This window comes from Actinomadura bangladeshensis (genome assembly GCF_004348335.1).
GTDB lineage: Bacteria > Actinomycetota > Actinomycetes > Streptosporangiales > Streptosporangiaceae > Spirillospora > Spirillospora bangladeshensis.
The window spans coordinates 23,003-43,705 of record NZ_SMJW01000017.1; the positions used below are offsets into that span (position 1 = coordinate 23,003).

At 72.9% G+C, this 20,703-nt stretch carries 18 protein-coding genes; 7 read left to right on the forward strand and 11 right to left on the reverse strand.

The window, feature by feature from the left end; all coding sequences use genetic code 11:
* The first annotated feature begins 60 nt into the window (after window positions 1-60).
* Entirely contained in the window at window positions 61-765 is a 705-nt protein-coding gene (locus E1284_RS05725; RefSeq protein ID WP_243714274.1) for a Crp/Fnr family transcriptional regulator, read from the forward strand.
* Window positions 766-790: 25 nt separating this feature from the next.
* Window positions 791-1,363 (forward strand): TetR/AcrR family transcriptional regulator, encoded by a 573-nt coding sequence (locus E1284_RS05730; protein ID WP_243714275.1) that lies wholly within the window; start codon window positions 791-793, stop codon window positions 1,361-1,363.
* 18 nt (window positions 1,364-1,381) lie between these two features.
* Here the strand turns inward: E1284_RS05730 and qcrB are convergent, their stop codons facing one another.
* The 5 genes from qcrB to E1284_RS05755 form a co-directional block, all read right to left on the reverse strand.
* Entirely contained in the window at window positions 1,382-3,064 is a 1,683-nt protein-coding gene (qcrB, locus tag E1284_RS05735) for a cytochrome bc1 complex cytochrome b subunit (protein WP_424923468.1), read from the reverse strand.
* A 111-nt stretch (window positions 3,065-3,175) separates the two neighbouring features.
* A complete protein-coding gene (locus tag E1284_RS05740) occupies window positions 3,176-3,817 on the reverse strand; it encodes a hypothetical protein (RefSeq protein WP_131937832.1) in 642 nt (213 codons plus the stop codon).
* A 436-nt stretch (window positions 3,818-4,253) separates the two neighbouring features.
* A complete protein-coding gene (locus E1284_RS05745; RefSeq protein WP_131937834.1) occupies window positions 4,254-6,113 on the reverse strand; it encodes a carbohydrate-binding module family 20 domain-containing protein in 1,860 nt (619 codons plus the stop codon).
* 150 nt (window positions 6,114-6,263) lie between these two features.
* On the reverse strand, window positions 6,264-7,310 hold the full coding sequence (gene nrfD, locus E1284_RS05750; RefSeq protein WP_131937836.1) for an NrfD/PsrC family molybdoenzyme membrane anchor subunit: 1,047 nt from the start codon (window positions 7,308-7,310) through the stop codon (window positions 6,264-6,266).
* Complete coding sequence (locus tag E1284_RS05755; RefSeq protein WP_243714276.1) at window positions 7,307-8,149, reverse strand: 4Fe-4S dicluster domain-containing protein; 843 nt, start codon at window positions 8,147-8,149, stop codon at window positions 7,307-7,309. The genes nrfD and E1284_RS05755 overlap by 4 nt, the downstream gene beginning before the upstream one ends.
* Before the next feature lie 227 nt (window positions 8,150-8,376).
* Here E1284_RS05755 and E1284_RS05760 point away from each other — a divergent pair, with 227 nt between their 5' ends.
* The gene (locus E1284_RS05760; RefSeq protein WP_131937840.1) at window positions 8,377-8,775 is read left to right on the forward strand and encodes a PaaI family thioesterase; all 399 of its coding nucleotides are present in this window, start codon (window positions 8,377-8,379) and stop codon (window positions 8,773-8,775) included.
* Here E1284_RS05760 and E1284_RS05765 read toward each other — a convergent pair.
* The gene (locus E1284_RS05765) at window positions 8,772-9,632 is read right to left on the reverse strand and encodes a PaaX family transcriptional regulator (protein ID WP_131937842.1); all 861 of its coding nucleotides are present in this window, start codon (window positions 9,630-9,632) and stop codon (window positions 8,772-8,774) included. The two genes, E1284_RS05760 and E1284_RS05765, sit on opposite strands and share 4 nt — an antisense overlap.
* A gap of 204 nt (window positions 9,633-9,836) precedes the next feature.
* Between E1284_RS05765 and E1284_RS05770 the strand changes: the two genes are divergently transcribed.
* From E1284_RS05770 to boxB, 3 genes are all read left to right on the forward strand, one after another.
* Entirely contained in the window at window positions 9,837-11,480 is a 1,644-nt protein-coding gene (locus E1284_RS05770; protein WP_131937844.1) for a benzoate-CoA ligase family protein, read from the forward strand.
* Window positions 11,481-11,596: 116 nt separating this feature from the next.
* Window positions 11,597-13,249 carry a 2,3-epoxybenzoyl-CoA dihydrolase gene (gene boxC, locus E1284_RS05775; protein WP_131937846.1) on the forward strand — a complete coding sequence of 551 codons (1,653 nt, stop codon included), beginning with the start codon at window positions 11,597-11,599 and terminating at the stop codon, window positions 13,247-13,249.
* Window positions 13,250-13,252: 3 nt separating this feature from the next.
* Complete coding sequence (gene boxB, locus E1284_RS05780; protein ID WP_131937848.1) at window positions 13,253-14,668, forward strand: benzoyl-CoA 2,3-epoxidase subunit BoxB; 1,416 nt, start codon at window positions 13,253-13,255, stop codon at window positions 14,666-14,668.
* Between the two features lie 33 nt (window positions 14,669-14,701).
* Here boxB and E1284_RS05785 read toward each other — a convergent pair whose 3' ends face one another.
* Window positions 14,702-15,844, reverse strand: a complete 1,143-nt coding sequence (locus tag E1284_RS05785; protein WP_131937850.1) for an acyl-CoA dehydrogenase family protein — start codon at window positions 15,842-15,844, stop codon at window positions 14,702-14,704.
* A 72-nt stretch (window positions 15,845-15,916) separates the two neighbouring features.
* On the opposite strand from E1284_RS05785, the gene E1284_RS05790 reads away from it, so the two are divergent.
* Window positions 15,917-16,492 (forward strand): TetR/AcrR family transcriptional regulator, encoded by a 576-nt coding sequence (locus E1284_RS05790; protein ID WP_131937852.1) that lies wholly within the window; start codon window positions 15,917-15,919, stop codon window positions 16,490-16,492.
* 9 nt (window positions 16,493-16,501) lie between these two features.
* Here E1284_RS05790 and E1284_RS05795 read toward each other — a convergent pair whose 3' ends face one another.
* From E1284_RS05795 to E1284_RS05810, 4 genes are read right to left on the reverse strand one after another with little or no spacing between them, the layout of a single operon-like run.
* Window positions 16,502-17,077, reverse strand: a complete 576-nt coding sequence (locus E1284_RS05795; protein ID WP_243714277.1) for a GTP-binding protein — start codon at window positions 17,075-17,077, stop codon at window positions 16,502-16,504.
* Between the two features lie 7 nt (window positions 17,078-17,084).
* Window positions 17,085-17,462, reverse strand: coding sequence for a DUF742 domain-containing protein (locus E1284_RS05800; protein WP_131937856.1), 378 nt, complete (start codon window positions 17,460-17,462; stop codon window positions 17,085-17,087).
* 6 nt (window positions 17,463-17,468) lie between these two features.
* Complete coding sequence (locus E1284_RS05805; protein WP_131937858.1) at window positions 17,469-17,909, reverse strand: roadblock/LC7 domain-containing protein; 441 nt, start codon at window positions 17,907-17,909, stop codon at window positions 17,469-17,471.
* A complete protein-coding gene (locus tag E1284_RS05810) occupies window positions 17,906-20,419 on the reverse strand; it encodes a sensor histidine kinase (RefSeq protein ID WP_131937860.1) in 2,514 nt (837 codons plus the stop codon). The genes E1284_RS05805 and E1284_RS05810 overlap by 4 nt, the downstream gene beginning before the upstream one ends.
* Between the last annotated feature and the right edge of the window lie 284 nt (window positions 20,420-20,703).

Below are 20,703 nucleotides of genomic sequence, written 5' to 3' on the forward strand. Positions count from 1 at the left end.
CGGATGACCGTGGGCAGTAACCGTGGGCGGGAACCATGGCGGGGCGAAGGAGACGGGCTGGTGGCAGCGTACGCGGCGTCCTCCCCGCGGCCGGGGTTCTGGGCCGCGCTCGACCCCGCGCAGCGGGCCGCGCTGCGCGACGCCGCGCGCCCCCGGCAGTTCCCGGTGAAGGCGCCCCTGGTCTACCAGGGCGACGAGTCCGACCACGTGATCATCATCGAGCGCGGCTGGGCGAAGGTCACCTCGTCCACCGCGGACGGCCACGACGTGGTGCTGGCCGTCCGCGGCCCCGGCGACCTGATCGCCGAGAGCGCGGCGCTCGGCGGGCGGCCGCGCGCCGCGACCGTCACCGCGCTGTCGCCGATCCGCGCGCTGGTGGTGCCCGCCGCCCGCTTCACCGGGTTCCTGGAGGGGCACCCGGACGTGTGGATGCTCGTCACCGGGACCTTCGTCGAGCGCATGGACGAATCCGGCCGCCGGCTCACCGCGCACGTCACCAGCCGGGGCCCGCAGCGCCTCGCCGGGCTGCTGGCGCAGCTCGCGGAGCTGTCGGCCCAGCACGCCCCGCCCGCGCCGGACGGCTCGATCGAGATCGGCCCGCCGCTGTCCCAGGAGGAGCTCGGCAGCTGGATGGACGCGTCCCGGGAGACCGTCGCGCGCGCCCTGAACGGCCTGCGCCGCGCGGGCCTGATCCGCACCGGCTGGCGCAAGATCATCGTCGTGGACCTGCCCCGCCTCCGCGAGTTCGCCAAGGAGAGCGGCTGACGGGACCGGGCCGTAGGATTCCCCGGTGAGCACTCCGGGGACGGGCCGGGACGGCTACCACCACGGCGACCTGCGGCGGGCGGTCATGCGGGCGGCCGTCGACGCGATCGCCGAGTCGGGCCCGGCCGGGTGGAGCCTGCGCGAGCTGGCGCGCTGCGCCGGGGTGTCGCACGCCGCGCCCGCCCACCACTTCGGCGACAAGACGGGCCTGCTGACGGCCGTCGCCGCGGAGGGGTACGCGCTGTTCGCGGACGCCCTCGAAGCCGCCGGCGACGACCTGCACGCGGTCGGCCTCGCCTACGTCCGCTTCGCCGTGGAGCACCGGGCGCACTTCGAGGTCATGTTCAGCCCCGGCCTCTACCGGGCCGACGACCCCGGCCTGGCCGCCGCCCGCGCCCGCGCGGGCGCCGTCCTCGCCGCGGGCGTCCGGCAGGCGTCGCCGGACGGCCCGGACGGCGACCGGACGGGCCGCCTCGCCGCCTGGTCGATCGTGCACGGCTTCGCCCACCTGTGGCTGAGCGGCGCGCTGCCGGCCGATCTGGGCGACGACCCGGTGGCCGCCGCCGCCCCTGTGATCGAGCACCTCTTCACGCGCTGACCGGCCGCGCGCCGCGTCTCAGGACGACGCCTTCTTGTCGAAAGCCTTCTCGTCGATGGCGGGCCGGTCGCCGCCGGCGTCCAGCGGGGGACGCTCCGGGACGGTGGCCAGGTCGGCGCGGAACCGGCGGTTGAGCGCGGCGCGGAGCCGCCCGGCGGCCGTCCGGCCGCGCGGGCTGACGACGCCGCCGGCGGGCGGCGGGACATCGAGGTCGACGGCGGGCGCCGGGCGCGGGTCGGTGATCGCCGCGATCGCCTCGTCGGGCAGGTGCCGCTCGACCTCGCTGAACCCGCCGTCCGGGGACTGCCGGATGATGCCGGTCTCCAGCCCGTGCGCGACCAGGCCGCGGTCGCGGTGCTGGAGGCCGACGCAGATCCGGTAGGCGACGATGTAGCCGAGCACCGGCCCGAGGATGATCAGGAAGCGGAAGAACCAGGTCGTCCAGAACAGCGGGATGTGGAACTTGTCGGCGAGGACGTCGTTGCCGCCCGCGAGCCACAGCGTCCCGTAGAAGACCACGCCGGCGATGCCGATGCCGGTGCGCGCGGGGACGTCGCGGGGCCGGTCCAGCAGGTGGTGGATGCGGTCGTCGCCGGTCACCCAGCGTTCCAGGAACGGGTAGGCGGCGAGGCCGGTGAACAGGACCCCCGGCACCACCAGCGCGGGGACGAGCACGTTCAGCGGGACGGTGTGGCCCCACGCGGTGATCTCCCAGGCCGGCATGATCCGCAGGGCGCCCTCAAGCCAGCCCATGTACCAGTCGGGCTGCGAGCCGGAGCTGATCGCGCCCGGGTCGTACGGTCCGTACAGCCAGATCGGGTTGATCTGGACGAACGCCGCCAGCAGCGTGGTGATGCCGAGGACCCACAGGAAGAACGCCGTGGTCTTGCCGATGAACACCGGGAAGAACGGGTAGCCGCGGACGGTCGTGTTCGTGCTGCCCTTGCCGGGGAACTGGGTGTGGGTCTGCCGCCAGGTCAGCACGATGGCGTGCAGCGGGATCAGCGCCGCGAGGAGGCCCGGGATCAGCAGCACGTGGATGATGTAGAGCCGCGGGATGATGTCGGTCCCCGGGAACTCCCCGCCGAACAGGAACATCACCGCGTACGAGCCGACCAGCGGGATCCCCGCGGTGACGCCCTCCAGGATGCGCAGGCCGGTGCCGGACAGCAGGTCGTCCGGCAGCGAGTACCCGAACAGCCCGTTGAACATGACCAGGACGAGCATGGCGACGCCGATCAGCCAGTTCAGCTCGCGCGGCTTGCGGAACGCCCCCGTGAAGAAGTTCCGCAGCATGTGGACGAGGATCGCCGCCATGAAGACGAGCGTCGACCAGTGGTGGAGCTGCCGGACGAGCAGCCCGCCCCGCACATCGAAGCTGATCTTCAGGGTGGAGGCGTACGCCTCGCTCATCTCGACGCCCTGCAGCCGCGTGTAGGAGCCGTCGTAGACGACCTCGTGCATGCTCGGCTTGAAGAACAGCGTCAGGTACACCCCGGTCAGCAGGATGACCACGAACGAGTACATCGCGATCTCGCCGAGCAGGAAGCTCCAGTGGTCCGGAAAGGCCTTGCGCAGCGCCCTGCGCGCGAAGCCGGTGGTGCCGAACCGCTCGTCCAGGGCCCGCGCCCCGCTCAGAAGAGGGGCGTCCACCGCCGCTCTGCCCCGCGCCTGGGGCGTCGTCCCCGCCATCGTCAGCATCCCTCCGTCGTGCTTTCTGCGCATAAGACGGAACGAGGGCGGACGTTTGTGACACCCCGGGCGATGTGCGCCTGGTCACAGGCGGCGCGAGGTGCTGGAAGTGCGAGGTTTTCAGCAGGCGGGCATGGCCGGGTGGCCGCGGCGCCGGTGGCGGGGGCGCCAGGTGACCTTGTAGAAGAGCCGGATCGGCGGCGGCAGCAGCCGCAGCACCGCGCCGCGGGTGGACTCCGAGGCGTCGTCGAGCAGCCACGGCAGGAACGTCCCGAGCCCCCGCAGCCCCAGCTCGCGGCGGAACTCGACGTCGAACGTCCCCCATTCATAGGGTGTCAGGGTCTCCTGGATCAGCGGCAGGACGTTCGCCTCCTTGAAGTCCAGGAGGACGTCCAGGGACGTGCGCAGCTCGCGCGCGTACCGGGTGAACGTGGGGCGGTCGCGGTGCTCCAGGGCGGCGTCCACGGCGTCGATCAGCGGGACGACCCGCAGCGTCCGCAGCGCGAGGGAGTCGAGGACGACGGCGACGCGCCCGCGCCCGTGCGCGCGCTCGTCGGCGTCCTTGGCGTACATGACCGTCCACAGGGCGCGCTTCTCGGCGTTGTCCTGGATCCGCCAGTGGTGGGTGAACAGTGGCCAGGCGGTGGCGACGTCCGGATCGGCGGGCCCGGCCGCGGACTCCAGCCGGGCCGCGTCGCGGCGGAACGCCTCGTACGCGGCGTAGAGCATCGTCAGGTTGTACTTTCTGGCCACGCTATCCATGCCGCCTCCTCGACCTCCGCGCCGGCAGCGCCCCAGAGGTAGACGCTCCGGACACCCCTGGGCGTGACGCGATCTGGAGCCTGACCTCTGTGACCTGCCCCACGTCCGACGATCTATGCGGTGGGCCGGCCGGACGGCGGGGCGCCGCCGTCCGGCCGGGGGCCGGGTCCTCAGGTCACCACCTTGTACGTTGGCGGGACGTCGGTGCGGAAGGGGCCGTGAATGGCCGTTGAGGCGGTGGGCGCCGATGGCCGGATGGGAGGGCCTCGCCATCACGGCGCTGGCCGGCGGCATCGGCGCCGCGCTCCTGCTCGCGGTCTTCTGGCGCCCGTCCGGGCCGGCCGCCGGCGACTGATCGACGGCGGCGCGCCGGTGCCCGATGAGCAGGGCCGGCCTCCGCACACGACGAGGCCGGCCCTGGTTCATCCGGGAGCGGTCATCTCCAGGTGTCGTTCGCGGTGTGCGCGGACGTCCCGGTGGTGTAGACGCGGTTCGCGCCGTTCTCCCACGTGACGGCGCCCGCGTCGGTCTTCTTGATGTACTTGTACTCGATCCTGGTGTTGGCGGGCAGGGTCACCGTGCCGCTCCACGTCGGGTAGCGGTCGGGGGAGAGCTTGACGGCCTTGGACGTGTCCCAGGAGCCGAGCGCCGGGATGTCGCCGACGATGTAGACGCTCGTCCCCCAGGTGGTCGTGGCGTAGACGTTGAACGCGTCCGAGACGGTTGTGGGCGCGGCGGTCGGCGTCGAGGTGGGCGTCGCGGTCGGTGTCGCGCCCGTCCTCGCGTTCACGTGGATCGCGACCGCGCCGTGCGCGGGGATGGTCACGGTCGCGGTGCCGCCGGACACCGCGACGGACGTGCCCGCGCACCCGTCCTCCCCGAGGCCGCCGGTGATGACGTCGCAGTAGACGCCGTCCGCGAGGCCGGTCCGGTAGGCGGCCGTGGACGCGCTGGACGAGTCGTTGAGCCCGATCCAGCCCTTCGAGCCCCGGCTGAACCCGATGACGTCGCTCGCGGTCGCGGTGAAGTCGGACACCGTCGTGGCGGACGCGGTCGCGTTGTGCCAGCCGACCATGCCCTTCATCCCGGTCGACTGCGTGAGGCACTGCCAGCCGCTGGAGCAGTCGGCGTCGGTGACGTAGCCGCCCGAGTTCGCGGGCGGCGACTGCCCGGCGGACGACCAGGCGAACCCGTCGAACACCGACGGCCTCCCGTAGGGGTAGGCCAGCAGGAAGTAGTTGGCCAGCACGTAGTCCGAGCCGTTCTTGTAGCTGAGCGTCGACCCGTTCCGCTCGGTGTCGTGGTTGGTGACCATGGTGAACGTCTGGGCGCCGGCGGCGTCCAGTGACCACGACGGGATGCCCGACAGGTTCGACAGCGTGCCGTTCTGGAACTGGGTCTTCAGCCCCTGCGCGTAGGAGAAGCCGAGCACGTCACCGTTCCCGGTGAACGCGGACGGCTTCAGGGCGGCGGTGCTCGCCCCCGGGACGACCTCCTGCGCGATGTAGGGCGCCTTGCCCTCGGCGGTGGTGGTGTGGAGCGCGCCCTTGATGGCGGCGAAGTCGCTCTGCGCGATGTGCTTGGCGGCGTCGATCCGGAAGCCGTCCACGCCGAGGCCGATGAGGTCGTTCAGGTACCCGGTGATCTTGCCTCGGACGTAGTCCGACTGGGTCTTGAGGTCCGACAGCGACACCAGTTCGCAGTTCTGCACCTCAGACGTGTTGTTCCAGTCGTCGATGCCGCCGTCCTCGTCGTCGCAGTACCCGTCGCCCGGGTGGTGGAAGTCGCCGTGGCCGTACGGGACGGCCGGGTAGGAGAACCCGGCGGGATCGAACACCGACCCGCCGTAGGTGGTGCCGACGGTGTTGTTGTGCCCCGCCATGTGGTTGACGACCGCGTCCACGTAGACGCGGACGCCCGCGTTGTGGCAGGCCGTGACCATCGCGGCGAACTGGGCGCGGGTCCCGAGCCGGCTGGTGAGGCCGTAGGAGACGGGCTGGTACACCTCCCACCAGGGGTGCGCGCCGTCGCCGCTGCTCGCGAGGCTGACCGACTCGGCGGGCGGGGCGACCTGGACGGCCCCGTACCCGGCCGGGCCGAGGTGGTCGGTGCAGGCCGCCGCGACCGACGGCCAGTTCCACTCCCAGAGGTTGGCGGTGACGTCGCCGCCGTTGAGCGGGACGGCGGCGCGGGCGGGGGAGCCGGGGAGCAGGGCGGCGGCGGGCGCGAGCCCGCCGAGGACGAGCGCACCGGCGGCGAGCAGGGACCGGCTGCGGGGGATTCTTGCGCGATGCATTGCGGCGAACTCCTGACAGCGAGGCGCCTGGCGGGCGCCTGGAGGGGGTGGGGGACGGCCGTCCGCGAGCACCGTGAGAATGCTCTCTTCTTGCAGTCCCGTCAAGAGCTTGCGCAAGATTTCAATGGACTTGCAGAAACCCGACAGGTACTAGGCGGTGGCCTCCGTGCCGCGCTCGTTCACGCGTTCCCGCTGGGGAACGACGGTGTACTTGGGGTCCTCGGCCGACTGGATCCCGGCGTAGAAGATGCCGAAACGCGTGCAGGCGGACCCGGCCAGGAGCGCCGCCCCGCTGAGCGCCGCGCCCGCGCGGCTCCGCCCCGCGAGCAGCACGCCGCCGGCGGTGCCCGCGCCCGACAGGATCTCTCCCGCGCGCATGAACCGGCCGGCCCTGCCCTTCTTGTACGGCTCGGCGGCCAGCCCGGCCCGCCGCTCCAGCAGCTTGGCCGCGGCCAGCTCCACGGCGGCGCCGGACACGGCGGCGGTCCGCATCGGCCCGGTCTCGCGGACGGGCGCGGCGACCAGCGCCATCCCGGCCGCGGCGGTCGTGGCCGAGCCGGCGAAGACGAACGGCAGTTCGCGCCTCCCCTCGTGCCAGGCGGGCACCGCGGTGTCGGCGATCAGCACGGCGGTGTAGACCGTGACGGCCGGGCCGAGCGCGGCGGCCGCGGCGGTGGCGGCCCTGCCGAGATGCGGGAAGCGCCCCGCCACGTCCAGGACGGCGGCGCCGCCCGCGGCCGGCCCGTAGGCGGCGAGGATCCAGGAGCCCATGCTCATCGGCGAGGTCGGCTTCATGACCCGCAGCATGTTGGCGAACCGCGCCGGCCGGCCGAGGTCGTGGATCAGCGCGGCCGTGGACCCGGCGATCGCGGCCAGCGAGGAGATCTTCAGCGCCCGCGCGGCGGCGGGCCGCCCGGTGAGCTGCGCGCCCGCGGCCAGCATCGAGCCGGCGCCGGCCAGGCCGCCGAGGAAGAGGTAGGCGGCGACGTCGGCCGCCTTCCAGACCGGCGGGTTCAGGATCGGCAGGCCGTAGTAGGAGGTGAACTCGGCGTCCGGCACCATCGCCTTCTCGCCGCGCCCGCCGCGCCGCCTGCCGCGCCGCCCGCCGTCCCGCGGCCGCAGGCCCCGGCCGACCAGCGCCTCGCGGTCGGGCCGCGCCCCGGCGATGCCCTCCCTGCGCACCTCCGACTCGCTCATCGCGCTCCTCCCCGGCCGCCGCGGACGCCGGCGTGGGCGGCGAAGACGGTGGCGAGCCCGCCGACCAGCGCGGCGGCGGCGAGACCCGCGTGCCGCCACATGGACGGCAGGTCGCGCGTGGTGACGACCGGGTCCGGCGGCAGCCCGTAGACCTCCGGTTCGTCCAGGAGCAGGAAGAACGCGCCGTCGCCGCCGACGCCGTCGTCCGGGTCGTGGCCGTAGAGGCGGGCGTCCTCGACGCCGATCTCGTGGAGCTGCTCGACCCGCATCGCCGCGCGCTCGCGCAACTCGTCCAGCGGCCCGAACTGGATGGAGTCGGTGGGGCACGCCTTGGCGCAGGCCGGTTCCTGGCCCGCCCCCAGCCGGTCGTAGCACAGCGTGCACTTCCAGACCCGGCCGTCCTCCTTGCGCTGGTCGATGACCCCGTACGGGCAGGCCGGGACGCAGTAGCCGCAGCCGTTGCAGATGTCCTCCTGGACGACGACCGTGCCGAACTCGGTGCGGAACAGCGAACCGGTCGGGCAGACGTCCAGGCAGGCGGCGTGCGTGCAGTGCTTGCAGACGTCCGACGCCATCAGCCAGCGGAGGTCGGTGCCGCCTCCGCCCGGGGCCGCGCCGGGGGAGTCGCCGTGGTCGACGCCGGGCTCGGCGTTCCCCATGGGCTTGTTCTGCTCGATGAACGCGACGTGCCGCCAGGTGTCGGCGCCGAGGCCCTGCGTGTTGTCGTAGGACATGCCGGTGAACTCCAGGCCGTCCTCCGGGATGGCGTTCCACTCCTTGCACGCCACCTCGCACGCCTTGCAGCCGATGCACACCGACGTGTCGGTGAAGAAGCCCATCCGGGGCGGGTGATCGGTGTAGCCGGAGTTGGCGGCGACGTCCGCTTCGGCTCCGGCGAGCAGGTTCCGTCCGACCAAGCTGCCCATCCCAGGACCTCCCAACACGCGGCACCGACCCTTCTCCGACTTCCCGGCAGCGCGCTCTCTACACGCGGCGCTCCGCCGCCGGCCCCCGCACGTGTGACGCGCCGTTGACGGGGGATCCGGCGGCTGTATAGCTTCCGGGGATGACGGTTGAGTTCTCCGGTTACGCGGGCCCCCTGGACGAGACGCTCGGGCTGGTCGTGACCGAGGCGTCCGACCAGGAGGTCGTGGCCGAACTGGAGGTCACCGGCAAGCTCATGCAGGCGTACGGGATCGTCCACGGCGGCGTGTACTGCGCCATCACCGAGACCGTGTGCAGCATGGGCGCGGCCCTCACCGTGGGGCTCGGTGAGCAGGTCGTCGGGATCAGCAACCACACCCGGTTCATCCGCGCCGTGCGCGCCGGCCGGCTGGTGGCCCGCGCCCGCCCGGTCGACCGGGTGGACGACCACGTGACCTGGCAGTCGACGATCACCGACGAGAAGGACCGCGTGGTCGCCGAGGGCACCGTCAACCTGCTGCGGCTGACCCCGCCCGGCTAGTCGCCGCTCATCGCCTTCCACTGGCGGTCGGCGACGGGACGCCAGGTGTCGTGGCGCTCGTGGAACAGCGTGAACGCCTGGGAGCCGCTCCAGTCGTCCGGCAGGAGCTCGGCGGGCAGGGCCGGGTCGAGGAACGGGAACCGGCGCCATGCCTGGACGAGCCGCGTGTGCGCGGCGAACGTGCCCGGATCGTCGCGGGGGCGCAGCGCGTTGACGGCCTCCAGGAAGTCCTCGTAGGAGAGTTCGATCTCGTCGAGGTCCCACGCCTGCCGGGCCACCCGGCGCGCCTCGGCGAGGTCGCCGAGCCGCCCGGTGAACAGGGTGGAGGTGTCGGCGACGCCGATCTCGGCGAGGACGCCCCGCACCTCCCGCTCGCGTACGGGGTGCGGGGTCGCCCACACGCCGGGGGACAGGTTGCCGAGCCCGTTCCAGGCGAGCCGCGTCCGCAGCAGGTGGCGGAGCCTGCGGTTGGTCTCCGGGACGGTCGCGAGGACCAGCAGCCACCGCCCGTCCCAGTCGCCGACCGGGCCGCCGAAGCCGTAGATGCGGTCGGTGCCGTCGGTGAGCAGCCGCTCGCCGGCCGGGGTGAGCCGCCAGGCGGTGCGGCGGCCGTGCCGCTCCCCGGCGAGCCAGCCCTCGGCGGCGCTGCGCGCGAGCGCCTGCCGGACGGCCTTCTCCTCCACGCCGAGCAGCCCGAGCGCCCGCAGGAACGTCGCCGTCCAGACCGGCTCGCCGCCGGGCAGGACGAACTCGCCGAGCACGGTCAGCAGCAGCGACCGGGCGCTTGCCGCGCCCAGCTCGCGCCGGCGCCGGAACTCCGGCCGGGGGTGCGCCGCGTCCTCGCCGGATCGGGCCATGTGCTTCTCCTCCTGAGCCCTTCTGGGGCGCGGCCGTCCATGGAACGCTGTCCAGTATTGCGCGAGTATGCAGCGGTACCGCGTGCGTACCGCGCGGTACCCGCGAGCGTTCCTCCCGACCGGCCATCATTCGACAAGTCTATTGACTAACGTTTTGTCTATGTAGAGCATTGGTGCCACGGTTCCCGGCGACTGGAGACCCCCATGACCGCTGAAACGGCGACTGCCGACACGGCGACCGCACCGGCCGCGCCCGACACGTTCAACGCCTCCGAATACCTGCTCCAGCCGGCCTTCCGACCGGATACCGCCGGCCGGACGGCGCTCAGCGGGCCCGGCGGGGACCTCGGCTACGGCGAACTGGCCGACCTCGCCGGGCACATCGCCGCCGGGCTGGAGTCCTGGGGGACGCGGGCCGAGGAGCGCGTGGTCCTGTTCATGGCCGATGGCCCGCTGATGGCCGCGGCGATCCTCGGCGCCATGCGGCTCGGCGCCGTCCCGGTCCCGGTGTCCACGATGCTGACCGGAGCGGAACTGGCCGCGCTGCTGAACGACGCGCGGGCCAGGGTGCTGCTGGTCAGCGGCCGTTTCGCGGTGGCCGCCGAGGCGGCGCTGGCGCAGGCGCCGGGCGTCCGCAACGTCGCGGTGGAAGCGGTGGAAGGGGGCGCCGCCGAGGGGAGCGCGGGGCTCCAGGTGCCGCCCGGCGTGCGGGTGAGTCCCTTCGACGACCTCGTCCGGGCCGGGCGCGAGCGGGGCGGGAAGCTGACCGAGCCCTACCTGACCTCGGACGACTCCAGCGCGCTGTGGCTCTACACGTCCGGGACGACCGGCAAGCCGAAAGGCGCGATGCACCGGCACGCCAACATCCGGCACGTCGTGGAGACCTACGGCCGCCAGGTCCTCGGCATCACCCCGGAGGACCGCTGCTACTCGGTCGCCAAGCTGTTCTTCGCCTACGGCATCGGCAACTCGCTGTTCTTCCCGCTCTCCGCCGGCGCGACCGCGATCCTGGACCCGGACCGGCCGACGCCCGCCTCGGTGGCCGAGCGGCTGGTCGAGTACCGCCCGACGCTGTTCTTCGCCGTGCCCACGTTCTTCGCCGCGATCCTGAACGCGGACGTGCCGGCGGAGGCGTTCGCGTCCGTCCGGCTGGCGGTGTCGGCGGGCGAGCCGCTGCCCGCCGAGCTGTGCCGCCGCTTCACCGCCAGGTACGGCGTGGAGATCATCGACGGGATCGGCTCGACGGAGTGCCTGCACATCTTCCTGTCCAACCGTCCGGGCGAGGTCCGCCCGGGGACGACCGGCACCGCCGTCCCCGGCTACGAGTTGCGGATCGTCGACGCGGACGGCGCCGACGTCCCGCCGGGCACGCCGGGCTCCCTGCTGGTGAAGGGCGAGTCGATCGCGACGGGCTACTGGTGCCGCACCGGCACGACCCGGAAGGTGTTCCAGGGGGAGTGGCTGCGCACCGGCGACACCTACGTGAGGGACGAGGACGGCTACTACACCTGCCTCGGCCGGACCGGCGACATGCTCAAGGCGGGCGGGATCTGGGTGTCGCCGGCCGAGGTCGAGGGCCGGCTGCTGGAGCATCCGGCGGTGGCGATGGCCGCGGTCGTCGGGCTGCCGGACGCCGACGGCCTGGACAAGCCGGTCGCCGCCGTCGTCCTCAAGGAGGGCGCGGCCGCCGAGCCGGCGGAGCTGATCGGCTTCTGCCGGGCGGGGCTCGCGTCGTTCAAGCGCCCCCGCGAGGTGCTGATCGTGGACGGGCTCCCGACGACCCCCACCGGCAAGCTGCGCCGCTTCGCCGTCCGCGAACTGGCCGCGACCCTGCTGAACACGCCCTGAGCGGGCGCCGGCCGCCCCGGCCCGGGACGGCCCACGGACCGATGTACTACAAACTCTTGACGTACTGAGCGAATTTTGTGGAGCATGATGGGACGACACCGGCGGAAGGACACCCCATGACCACCCCGCACGTGGAGTTCCGCGTGGACCCGTCCCGGTACCGGCACTGGAGGCTGGACGTCGACGGACCCGTCGCCACCCTCACGATGGCGGTGGACGAGCAGGGCGGCCTGGTCCCCGGCTACGAGCTGAAGCTCAACTCCTACGACCTCGGCGTCGACATCGAGCTGTACGACGCCGTCCAGCGGCTCCGGTTCGAGCACCCGGAGGTCCGCACGGTGGTGGTCACCAGCGGCAAGGAGAAGATCTTCTGCGCGGGCGCCAACATCCGGATGCTGGCCGCGTCCCCGCACAGCTGGAAGGTGAACTTCTGCAAGTTCACCAACGAGACCCGCAACGGCATCGAGGACGCGACCGCGAACTCCGGGCAGACCTACCTGGCGGCGGTCAACGGCACCGCGTCCGGCGGCGGCTACGAGCTGGCCCTCGCCTGCGAGCACATCATGCTGGTGGACGACCGGTCCTCGGCGGTGTCGCTGCCGGAGCTGCCGCTGCTCGGCGTCCTGCCGGGCACCGGCGGCCTCACCCGCGTGTCGGACAAGCGGCACGTCCGCCGCGACCGCGCCGACTACTTCTCCACCAGGGCCGAGGGGCTCGGCGGCAAGAAGGCCGTCGCGTGGCGGCTGGTGGACGAGGCGGTGCCCCGCACGGCCTGGGACGCGACCGTCGCGGAACGCGCCCGGGAGCTGGCGGCCCGCTCGTCCCGCCCGGAAGGCGCCGAGGGCGTGGCGCTTACCCCGCTCGCCAAGGAGCGCACGGACACCTCCATCGCCTACCGGCACGTGACGGCGAAGCTGGACCGCGCCGCCGGCGCCGCCGAGATCACGATCGCCGGCCCCGACGCGGCGCCCCCGGTGGACTTCCACCACGAGTCCTTCTGGACGCTCGCCATGACCCGCGAGCTGGACGACCTCATCCTCGACCTGCGCACCAACGAGCTGGAACTCGGCACCTGGGTCTTCCGCACGGCCGGGGCCGCCGAGCACGTCCTCGCCCACGACCGGCTGCTGCTCGACAACGCCGGCGACTGGCTCGCCAACGAGATCGTCCACTACCTGAAGCGGACGCTGAAGCGCCTCGACGTCACCAGCCGCAGCCTCATCGCGCTGATCGAGCCGGGCTCCTGCTTCGCCGGCTCGCTCCTGGAGGTCGCGCTCGCCGCCGACCGCGCCTACCAGCTCGACGGCGTCTTCGAGGAGGTCGACCCGGACGCCGACCCCGCCGCGGTCACCGTGGACGCGATGAACCTCGGCCCGCTCCCGATGGGCAACGCCCTCACCCGGCTGGAGACCCGCTTCCTCGGCGACGCCGGCGCGCTCGCCGCCGTCCGCGACGCGGCCGGCAAGCCCCTCGACGCGGGCGACGCCGAACGCCTCGGCCTGGTCACCTTCGCGCCCGACGACATCGACTGGGACGAGGAGGTCCGCATCGCGATCGAGGAGCGCGGCAGCTTCAGCCCGGACGCGCTGACCGGGCTGGAGGCCAACTACCGCTTCCCCGGCCCGGAGACCCTGGAGACCAAGATCTTCGGACGGCTCACCGCCTGGCAGAACTGGATCTTCACCCGCCCGAACGCGTCCGGCCCGGACGGCGCGCTGCGCCGCTACGGCACCGGCCGGCGCGCCGACTTCGACCGAAAGCGAGCCTGACCCATGCCCGCCGGCGCGGACTACACCGAGAAGATCCCGAACAACGTCGACCTGCACGAGGACCGGCGGCTCCAGCGGGCGCTGGAGTCGTGGCAGCCGAACTTCCTCAACTGGTGGGAGTCGATGGGCCCGTCCCTGCCGACGCAGGACGTCTACCTGCGCACGGCGGTGAACGTCGGCCGCGAGGGCTGGGCGCATTTCGGGCACGTCGCCATGAAGGACTACCGGTGGGGCATCTTCCTCGCCGAACGCGACGGCGACCGGCGCATCGGGTTCGGCGCGCACAAGGGCGAGCCCGCCTGGCAGAAGGTCCCGGGGGAGTACCGCGCCGACCTGCAGCGCCTCATCGTCATCCAGGGCGACACCGAGCCGGCGTCCGTCGAGCAGCAGCGCAACCTCGGCGCGACCGCGCCCAGCCTCTACGACCTGCGCAACCTGTTCCAGGTGAACGTCGAGGAGGGCCGCCACCTGTGGGCGATGGTCTACCTCCTGCACGCCTACTTCGGACGCGAGGGCCGCGAGGAGGCCGAGGAGCTCCTGCACCGCAACTCCGGCAGCGAGGAGTCGCCCCGCATCCTCGGCGCGTTCAACGAGGAGACGCCCGACTGGCTGTCGTTCTTCATGTTCACCTACTTCACCGACCGGGACGGCAAGTACCAGCTCGGCACGCTGAAGGAGTCCGGCTTCGACCCGCTGTCGCGGACCTGCGAGTTCATGCTCAAGGAGGAGGCCCACCACATGATGGTCGGCACCACGGGCATCGACCGCGTCGTGGAGCGGACCGTCCAGCTCATGAAGGAGCACGACACCGACGACGTCACCGCGCACGGCGCGATCTCGCTCGACGTCGTCCAGAAGTACCTGAACTTCCACTACTCGGTGTCGCTCGACCTGTTCGGCTCCGAGACGTCCAGCAACGTCGCCAACTACTACACCGCCGGGCTCAAGGGACGCTGGATGGAGGGCCGCCGCAAGGACGACCACCTACTCACCGACGACGCCGTCATGGTGGACGCCCTCGTCGACGGCGCCATCGGGCAGACCGAGGTCGCCGCGCTCACCGGCCTCAACACCGACCTGCGCCGCGAGTACATCTCCGACTGCCAGAGCGGCGTCAACCGGTGGAACCGCATCCTCGCCGACGCGGGCCTCCCGCAGCGCCTCTACCTGCCGGGCGTCGCCTTCAACCGGAAGGTCGGCGCGTTCGCCGGCATCGAGACCACCCCGCAGGGCGAGATCCTCTCCGCCGACGAGTGGGAGCGGCGCAAGGGCGCCTGGCTGCCGACCGAGGTCGACAAGACGCACGTCCGGTCGCTGATGCGGCCCGTCCACGAACGCGGCAGGATCGCCGCCTGGATCGCCCCGCCCCGCAACGGCATCAACGGCCGGCCCTTCGACTACGAGTACGTCCGGCTCTAGGAGCCGCGCGGCGGACGGCCCGGCGACCGCGGTTCAGCGGGCGAGGTGGCGGGAGATGACCAGGCGCTGGATCTGGTTGGTGCCCTCGAAGATCTGCATGACCTTCGCCTCCCGCATGAAGCGCTCCACCGGGAAGTCGCGGGTGTAGCCGGCGCCGCCGAGGACCTGGACGGCGTCGGTGGTGACCTTCATGGCGTTGTCGGTGGCGACCAGCTTGGCGATGGACGCCTCGCGGCCGTAGGGGCGGCCCGCGTCCTTCAGGCGGGCGGCCGACAGGTAGGTGGCGCGGGCCGACTCGACCGCGGCGGCCATGTCGGCGAGGACGAATGCCAGGCCCTGGTGGTCGATGATCGCCTTGCCGAACGCCTCGCGGTGCTTGGCGTAGGCGACGGCGTGGTCGAGGGCGCCCTGGGCGAGGCCGGTGGCGACGGCGGCGATGCCGAGGCGGCCCGAGTCCAGGCCGGCGAGGGCGATGGACAGGCCCTGGCCCTCCGCGCCGATCAGGTTCCCGGCGGGGACGCGGGCGTCCTCCAGGCGGACCGTCGCCGTGGTCGAGCCCATCAGGCCCATCTTGTCCTCGGGCTCGTCGAACTCCAGGCCCGGCGTGCCGGCGGGGACGTGGAAGCAGGAGATGCCGCGGGCGCCGTCGTCGGAGGTGCGGGCCATGACGGTGTAGAAGTCGGCCTTGCCGCCGTGCGTCGTCCACGCCTTGGCGCCGTTGAGGACGTAGGAGTCGCCGTCCCGGACAGCCTTGGCGCGCATCGCGGCGGGGTCGGAGCCGGCGTGCGCCTCGGACAGGCAGTACGCGCCCAGCCGCTCGCCGGACAGCATGCCGGGCAGCCACGCCGCGCGCTGCTCGTCGGTGCCGTAGGAGAACAGCGGGAAGCAGGACAGGGCGTGCACGCTGACGCCCACGCCGACGCTCGCCCACACCGCGCCGATCTCCTCCAGCACCTGGAGGTAGATCTCGTACGGCTGGCCGCCGCCGCCGAACTCCTCCGGGTAGGGAAGGGTCAGCAGGCCGGCCCGGCCGAGCGTCGTGAACACCTCGCGCGGGAACGTGCCGGTGCGCTCGTCGCCGGCGACGCGGGGCGCCAGCTCCTTGTACGCGATGTCGCGGGTGAGCGCGAGCAGGTCCTCCGACTCCGGGGTCGGCAGATGGCGGGTGGCGGGCATGGGCGGGCTCCTTTCGGCCACCTCACGGTACCAAAACGAGTACTGGCGAACCGCTTGCGGTACTGTCGCGGCATGGACCGGGCGGACGAGCGCGTCACGCGGGCGGCGCGGCGGCGGGAGGCGCTGATCGGGCGGCTCATGGACGTCTTCCTCGACCGCGGGTTCGCCGAGCTGAGCGTCGCCGACCTCGCCGCCCTGCTGCGCTGCTCCAAGAGCACGCTGTACTCGGTCGCCGCGAGCCGCGAGCAGATCATCGCGGCGGTGGTGCGCGCGTTCTTCCGCCGCGCGACCGGGCGCGTGGAGGCCGCGCTCGACGCGGGCGCCGATCCGCGCGAGCGGGTCGGGCTCTACCTGCGCGCGATCTCCGAGGAACTGGCGCCGGCGTCGCCCGCCTTCTTCGCCGACCTGGACGCGTTCGCCCCGGCCCGCGAGATCTACAAGCAGAACACGGCGTTCGCCGTGCGGCGCGTGCAGGGGCTCGTCCGGGAGGCGTCCGGGGACGCGGACGCGGCGTTCGTCGGCGCCGTCGCGGGCCAGGTGATGGAGTCCATCCACCGCGGCGAGATCGAGGCGCAGACCGGCATGGACGACTCCGCCGCCTACGCCGCCCTCGCGTCCCTCATCGTCGCCCGGATGGCGGCCGGCTAGGCCGCCCGGTCAGTTCCGCGCCGCGTGGAGGGCGTGCTCGACCAGCGCGACCAGCACGCCCCGGGCCACCTCGCGGCTCCGCACGTCGCACATCAGGACGGGGACGTCCGGATCGACGTCGAGGGCGTCGCGGATCTCCTCGACGCTGTAGCGGCGGGCGCCGTCGAACTGGTTCGCGGCCACGACGAACGGGATCTCCCGCTGCTCGAAGAAGTCGATGGACGCGAAGCTCGTGCTGAGCCGCCGCGTGTCGACCAGCACGATCGCGCCGACCGCGCCGTAGGCGATCTGGTCCCACATGAACCAGAACCGCTCCTGGCCGGGCGTCCCGAACAGGTAGAGCCGGACGCCGCCGGAGAAGGTCAGCCGGCCGAAGTCCATCGCGACGGTCGTGGTGGACTTGCCCTCGACGCCGCCGAGGTCGTCCACCCCGATCGAGGCGTCGGTGAGGGTCTCCTCGGTCCGCAGCGGGCGGATCTCGCTGACCGCGCCGACCATGGTCGTCTTGCCCACGCCGAAGCCGCCGGCCACCAGCACCTTCAGCGTGTGCAGGGGGACGTCGTCGTCCGGCGCGTACGGCGTCATGGACGGGTTAGAGGCGGCGAAGTTCATCGAGCACTCTCATCAGGATGCGGGGGTCGGGGCGGTCGGACGGCTCCGCCGTCTGCCGGACCTCTTCGATCAGGCCGTACTGGTGCAGGTCCTCCAGGAGGATCTGCACCACCCGGAACGGCAGGTCGGTCTCCGAGGCCAGGTCGGCCGGGGTCGACGGCTGCCGGCACAGCTCCAGCAGCCGCCGCTGCTCGCGGGACAGCCACACCCGGTCGCCCGGGATGCGGCCGGTCGCGACCAGGATCGTCACCAGGTCGACGACGAGCCCGCGGGGGCGGGTGCGCCCCCGGGTCATCGCGTACGGCCGCACGACCGGGCCGGCGTCCCGCCCGATCCAGCGCTCTCTCGGAGTCTCCACGGTCGCTCAGCCCGACGCACCCGGCTGCAGCGAGGTGTCCTGCGACTCGGCGGCGCGCGGCGACGCCGACAGCGCCCGCCGCACCCGCTTGATCAGCATGGTGGTCTCGTAGGCGACGAGCCCCGCGTTGCCGCCGGCGTCGCTGAGCACCGCCAGGCAGCTCCCGTTGCCGGCCGGCATGACGAAGAACAGCTTGTCGTCCAGCTCCACCACGGTCTGCCGCACCTGCTTGGCCTGGAAGTGCTCGCGGGCGCCGTTGGCGAGGCTGTGGAAGCCCGACGACAGCGCCGCGAGGAACTCGGCGTCCTTGCGGGTGACGTCCCCCGAGGCGCCCATGACCAGCCCGTCGCGGGACAGCAGGACGGCCTGGCGGACCTCGCCGACCCGTTGCACCAGATCGTCGAGCAGCCAGTCGAGCTCGCCGGTGGCGTGGCCCTGCCGCGTCATGATTCCCCCCATTCATCGCGTGGATCGAGATCGCCCGGTTCGTCGTCGGCGACCCTGCCGCGCAGCCAACCAGACTGTAGCGAGGCCATCAGGTCGCGGCTCAGCTCCGGACTCGGCTCCTCGAAGTCGTCGTCCGGCGGACCGGCCGGTTCCGGAGCCGGGGCCGAGAGGCGTTTGCGCAGTTGAGGGGCGAGGTTGCGCTGCCGCACCCGGCGCGGAAGCCGGCCGGTGACCTCGCTGTCCTCCACCGCGGCGGGTTCCGTATCCCCGGCCGGCGGCCGGGTCCGGCCATTGGTGCGCCCCGGAGGGGCGAAGGAGACCGGCGGATCGAAGGAGACCTTCGGTTCCGCGACGCCCGGGGGGTCGTAGGAGACCTGCGCGTCGTAGGCCACCTCGGCGTCGTAGGCGGCCCGGGCGTCGTAGGACTCCGGCGGGTTGAACGCCACCGGCGGCGGCGCGTCCGGCGGGCCGCCGCGCGGCGGGCTCGCGGCCGGGCCGGGCAGCGCGGGCCGGATCGGGCGGCCGAGCCGCGGCGCGCCGGCCCCGGACGCGACGGACTGCGTCACCGCCGTGCCCTCGCCGGTCGCCTGCCACTGCTCGTCCATGACGACCAGGGCGTGCGGGACCAGCACGATCGCGGTGGTGCCCCCGTAGGCCGAGGGCTGCAGGGAGACCTTGATGTCGTGCCGGGCGGCGAGCCGCGCGACGACGAACAGGCCGAGCCGCTCGGTGTCGACGAGGTCGAACTCGACGGCGTTCGCGAGGCGCCGGTTGAGCGCGTCCAGCTCCTCGGGCGCGAGCCCGATGCCGCGGTCGACGACCTCCACCGCGAGCCCGTTGGCGACGGTCTCGACCTTGACGGTGACCTCCGTCGTCGGCGGGGAGTAGGCGGTGGCGTTCTCGATCAGCTCGGCGAGCAGGTGGATGACGTCGGCGACCACGTCGCCGGTCACCGCGACCGCGGACGCGCCGGTCACCTCGATGCGGGTGTAGTCCTCGACCTCGGCGATCGCCGCGCGCACCACGTCCTCGGCGGCGACCGGGTGGTCCCACGCGCGGACGGTCGGCGAGCCGGACAGGATGACCAGGCCCTCGGCGTGCCGCCGCATGCGGGTCGTCAGGTGGTCCAGGCGGAACAGGTCGTCCAGCTCCTCGGCGCTGGAGGCGCGCCGCTCCATCTGGTCCAGCAGCCGCAGCTGCCGGTGCAGCAGCGACTGGCTGCGCCACGACAGGTTCACGAACACCCGGTTGATGCTGGCGCGCAGCTCCGCCTCGCCGATCGCGGTGCTGATCGCCTGCCGCTGGACGGTCTCGAACGCCTCGCTGACCAGCGCGACCTCGCGGGTCCGGCCGGCCGCGGGCCGGGGCGTCTCGGTCTCCAGGTCGACCCGCTCGCCGCGCCGCAGCCGCGCCACGACCCGGGGCAGCCGCTCGTTCGCCAGCTCCTGCGCCGACCGCTGCAGCCTGCGCAGCTCGTCGGCGTGCCGACGGGCGAACAGCAGCGACAGCACGATGGAGGCGACGACGGCGAGCAGCCCGACGCCGCCCGCCAGGTACACCCGCAGCATGATCGCCTGGCCGGCGGGCGCGACCTCGTCGTGCTGGAGCTGCTCGCCGGCCTTGGCGGTGGTGCCGAGCCACACCTGCCCGGCCGCGCCGGTCACGGCCCGCCACTGCCGCGGATCGGGGGTCCTGCCCTGCTCGACGACGGAGGTCTCCAACGCGACGAAGTCGGCGTAGGCGGGCGAGTTCACCAGCCCGCTCATGGTCTCGGCCATGTCGCCGCTGAGGCCGATCAGGCCGAGGTCGACCAGCTCGGCGCGGGTGCCGGCCCACTGCGCGAACGCGGCGCGGGTGCCGGCCTTCAGACGGCCGCCGCCGAGCGCGGTCAGCAGCGTGTCCTCGCGCAGCATGAAGTCGCGCGCCCAGTACATGTACAGCAGGCCGTTGGTCTGCTGGAACACGCTGACGTCGTCGAGGGTCACCAGCGTGGTGAGCAGCCGGACCGTGTTGTCGAAGGCGGTGCTGTAGGCGTTGATGGCGTCCAGCGCCGAGACGTTCCGCGCGGTGATCTGCGACCGGATGCTGGCCAGCTGGTCGAGCTGGTTGCCGACGTTGCGGGTGCGCTGGACCTCGGCGTCGGTGAGGTGCTCGACGGACTCCGGCGCGAGCGCCGTCTTGCGGAAGGCGGCCACCGCGCCCTCGGTCCTGCCGGTCGCCTCCCGGAACTTCTGGTCGGCCGCGGCCGACGGCGACGTCAGCGCGGCGACCGCGGCGGCGCGCTCCTCCTGCACCGCCTGCATGGCGCGGGTGGCCGGATCGCCGGCCCGCTCGCGGTTCCCCGAGTACTGGTTGCGCTGGATCGCCTCGTCCAGTGCGGGAACGGCCGAGAAGGTCCACAGGGCCACGAGCGACACGAGCGGGATCGCCAGGAGCAGGACGATCCGCCGGCCGATCGGACGCGTGTGCGGACGCCCGTGGGATCTGCGCACCTGTTCGGGACTCGACAACGGCCCACTCCTGATCGTCGGCGGCCACCTTCAAGGGTGACGAAGCATACTCACGCCGATTTGTCCGGTGCCAGCGGCCTCACCTGCTGGAACGCGTATCCGGGGAAGTACGGGGCGGGCCGCCGGGCGGCTCCGGCGGGGGCCGCGGGGCTTCCGCGCGTACGGCGGCGTTTGCGCAGGTCAATGCGGTCTTATCGAGGGCCATTCCGGGCTGACCTTGGAGAACGCGTTCCCGCGGCCCCGCCGATGATCGACACGAGCGGTGCGGTGCGCCGGGACGGACG

Coding starts and splice junctions, on each gene's coding strand:
- qcrB (WP_424923468.1), bottom strand. CDS start 3,064: ATGCTGACGATGGCGGGGACGACGCCCCAGGCGCGGGGCAGAGCGGCG.
- E1284_RS05740 (WP_131937832.1), bottom strand. CDS start 3,817: ATGGATAGCGTGGCCAGAAAGTACAACCTGACGATGCTCTACGCCGCG.
- E1284_RS05745 (WP_131937834.1), bottom strand. CDS start 6,113: ATGCATCGCGCAAGAATCCCCCGCAGCCGGTCCCTGCTCGCCGCCGGT.
- nrfD (WP_131937836.1), bottom strand. CDS start 7,310: ATGAGCGAGTCGGAGGTGCGCAGGGAGGGCATCGCCGGGGCGCGGCCC.
- E1284_RS05755 (WP_243714276.1), bottom strand. CDS start 8,149: ATGGGCTTCTTCACCGACACGTCGGTGTGCATCGGCTGCAAGGCGTGC.
- E1284_RS05760 (WP_131937840.1), top strand. CDS start 8,377: ATGACGGTTGAGTTCTCCGGTTACGCGGGCCCCCTGGACGAGACGCTC.
- E1284_RS05765 (WP_131937842.1), bottom strand. CDS start 9,632: ATGGCCCGATCCGGCGAGGACGCGGCGCACCCCCGGCCGGAGTTCCGG.
- E1284_RS05770 (WP_131937844.1), top strand. CDS start 9,837: ATGACCGCTGAAACGGCGACTGCCGACACGGCGACCGCACCGGCCGCG.
- boxC (WP_131937846.1), top strand. CDS start 11,597: ATGACCACCCCGCACGTGGAGTTCCGCGTGGACCCGTCCCGGTACCGG.
- boxB (WP_131937848.1), top strand. CDS start 13,253: ATGCCCGCCGGCGCGGACTACACCGAGAAGATCCCGAACAACGTCGAC.
- E1284_RS05785 (WP_131937850.1), bottom strand. CDS start 15,844: ATGCCCGCCACCCGCCATCTGCCGACCCCGGAGTCGGAGGACCTGCTC.
- E1284_RS05790 (WP_131937852.1), top strand. CDS start 15,917: ATGGACCGGGCGGACGAGCGCGTCACGCGGGCGGCGCGGCGGCGGGAG.
- E1284_RS05795 (WP_243714277.1), bottom strand. CDS start 17,077: ATGACGCCGTACGCGCCGGACGACGACGTCCCCCTGCACACGCTGAAG.
- E1284_RS05805 (WP_131937858.1), bottom strand. CDS start 17,909: ATGACGCGGCAGGGCCACGCCACCGGCGAGCTCGACTGGCTGCTCGAC.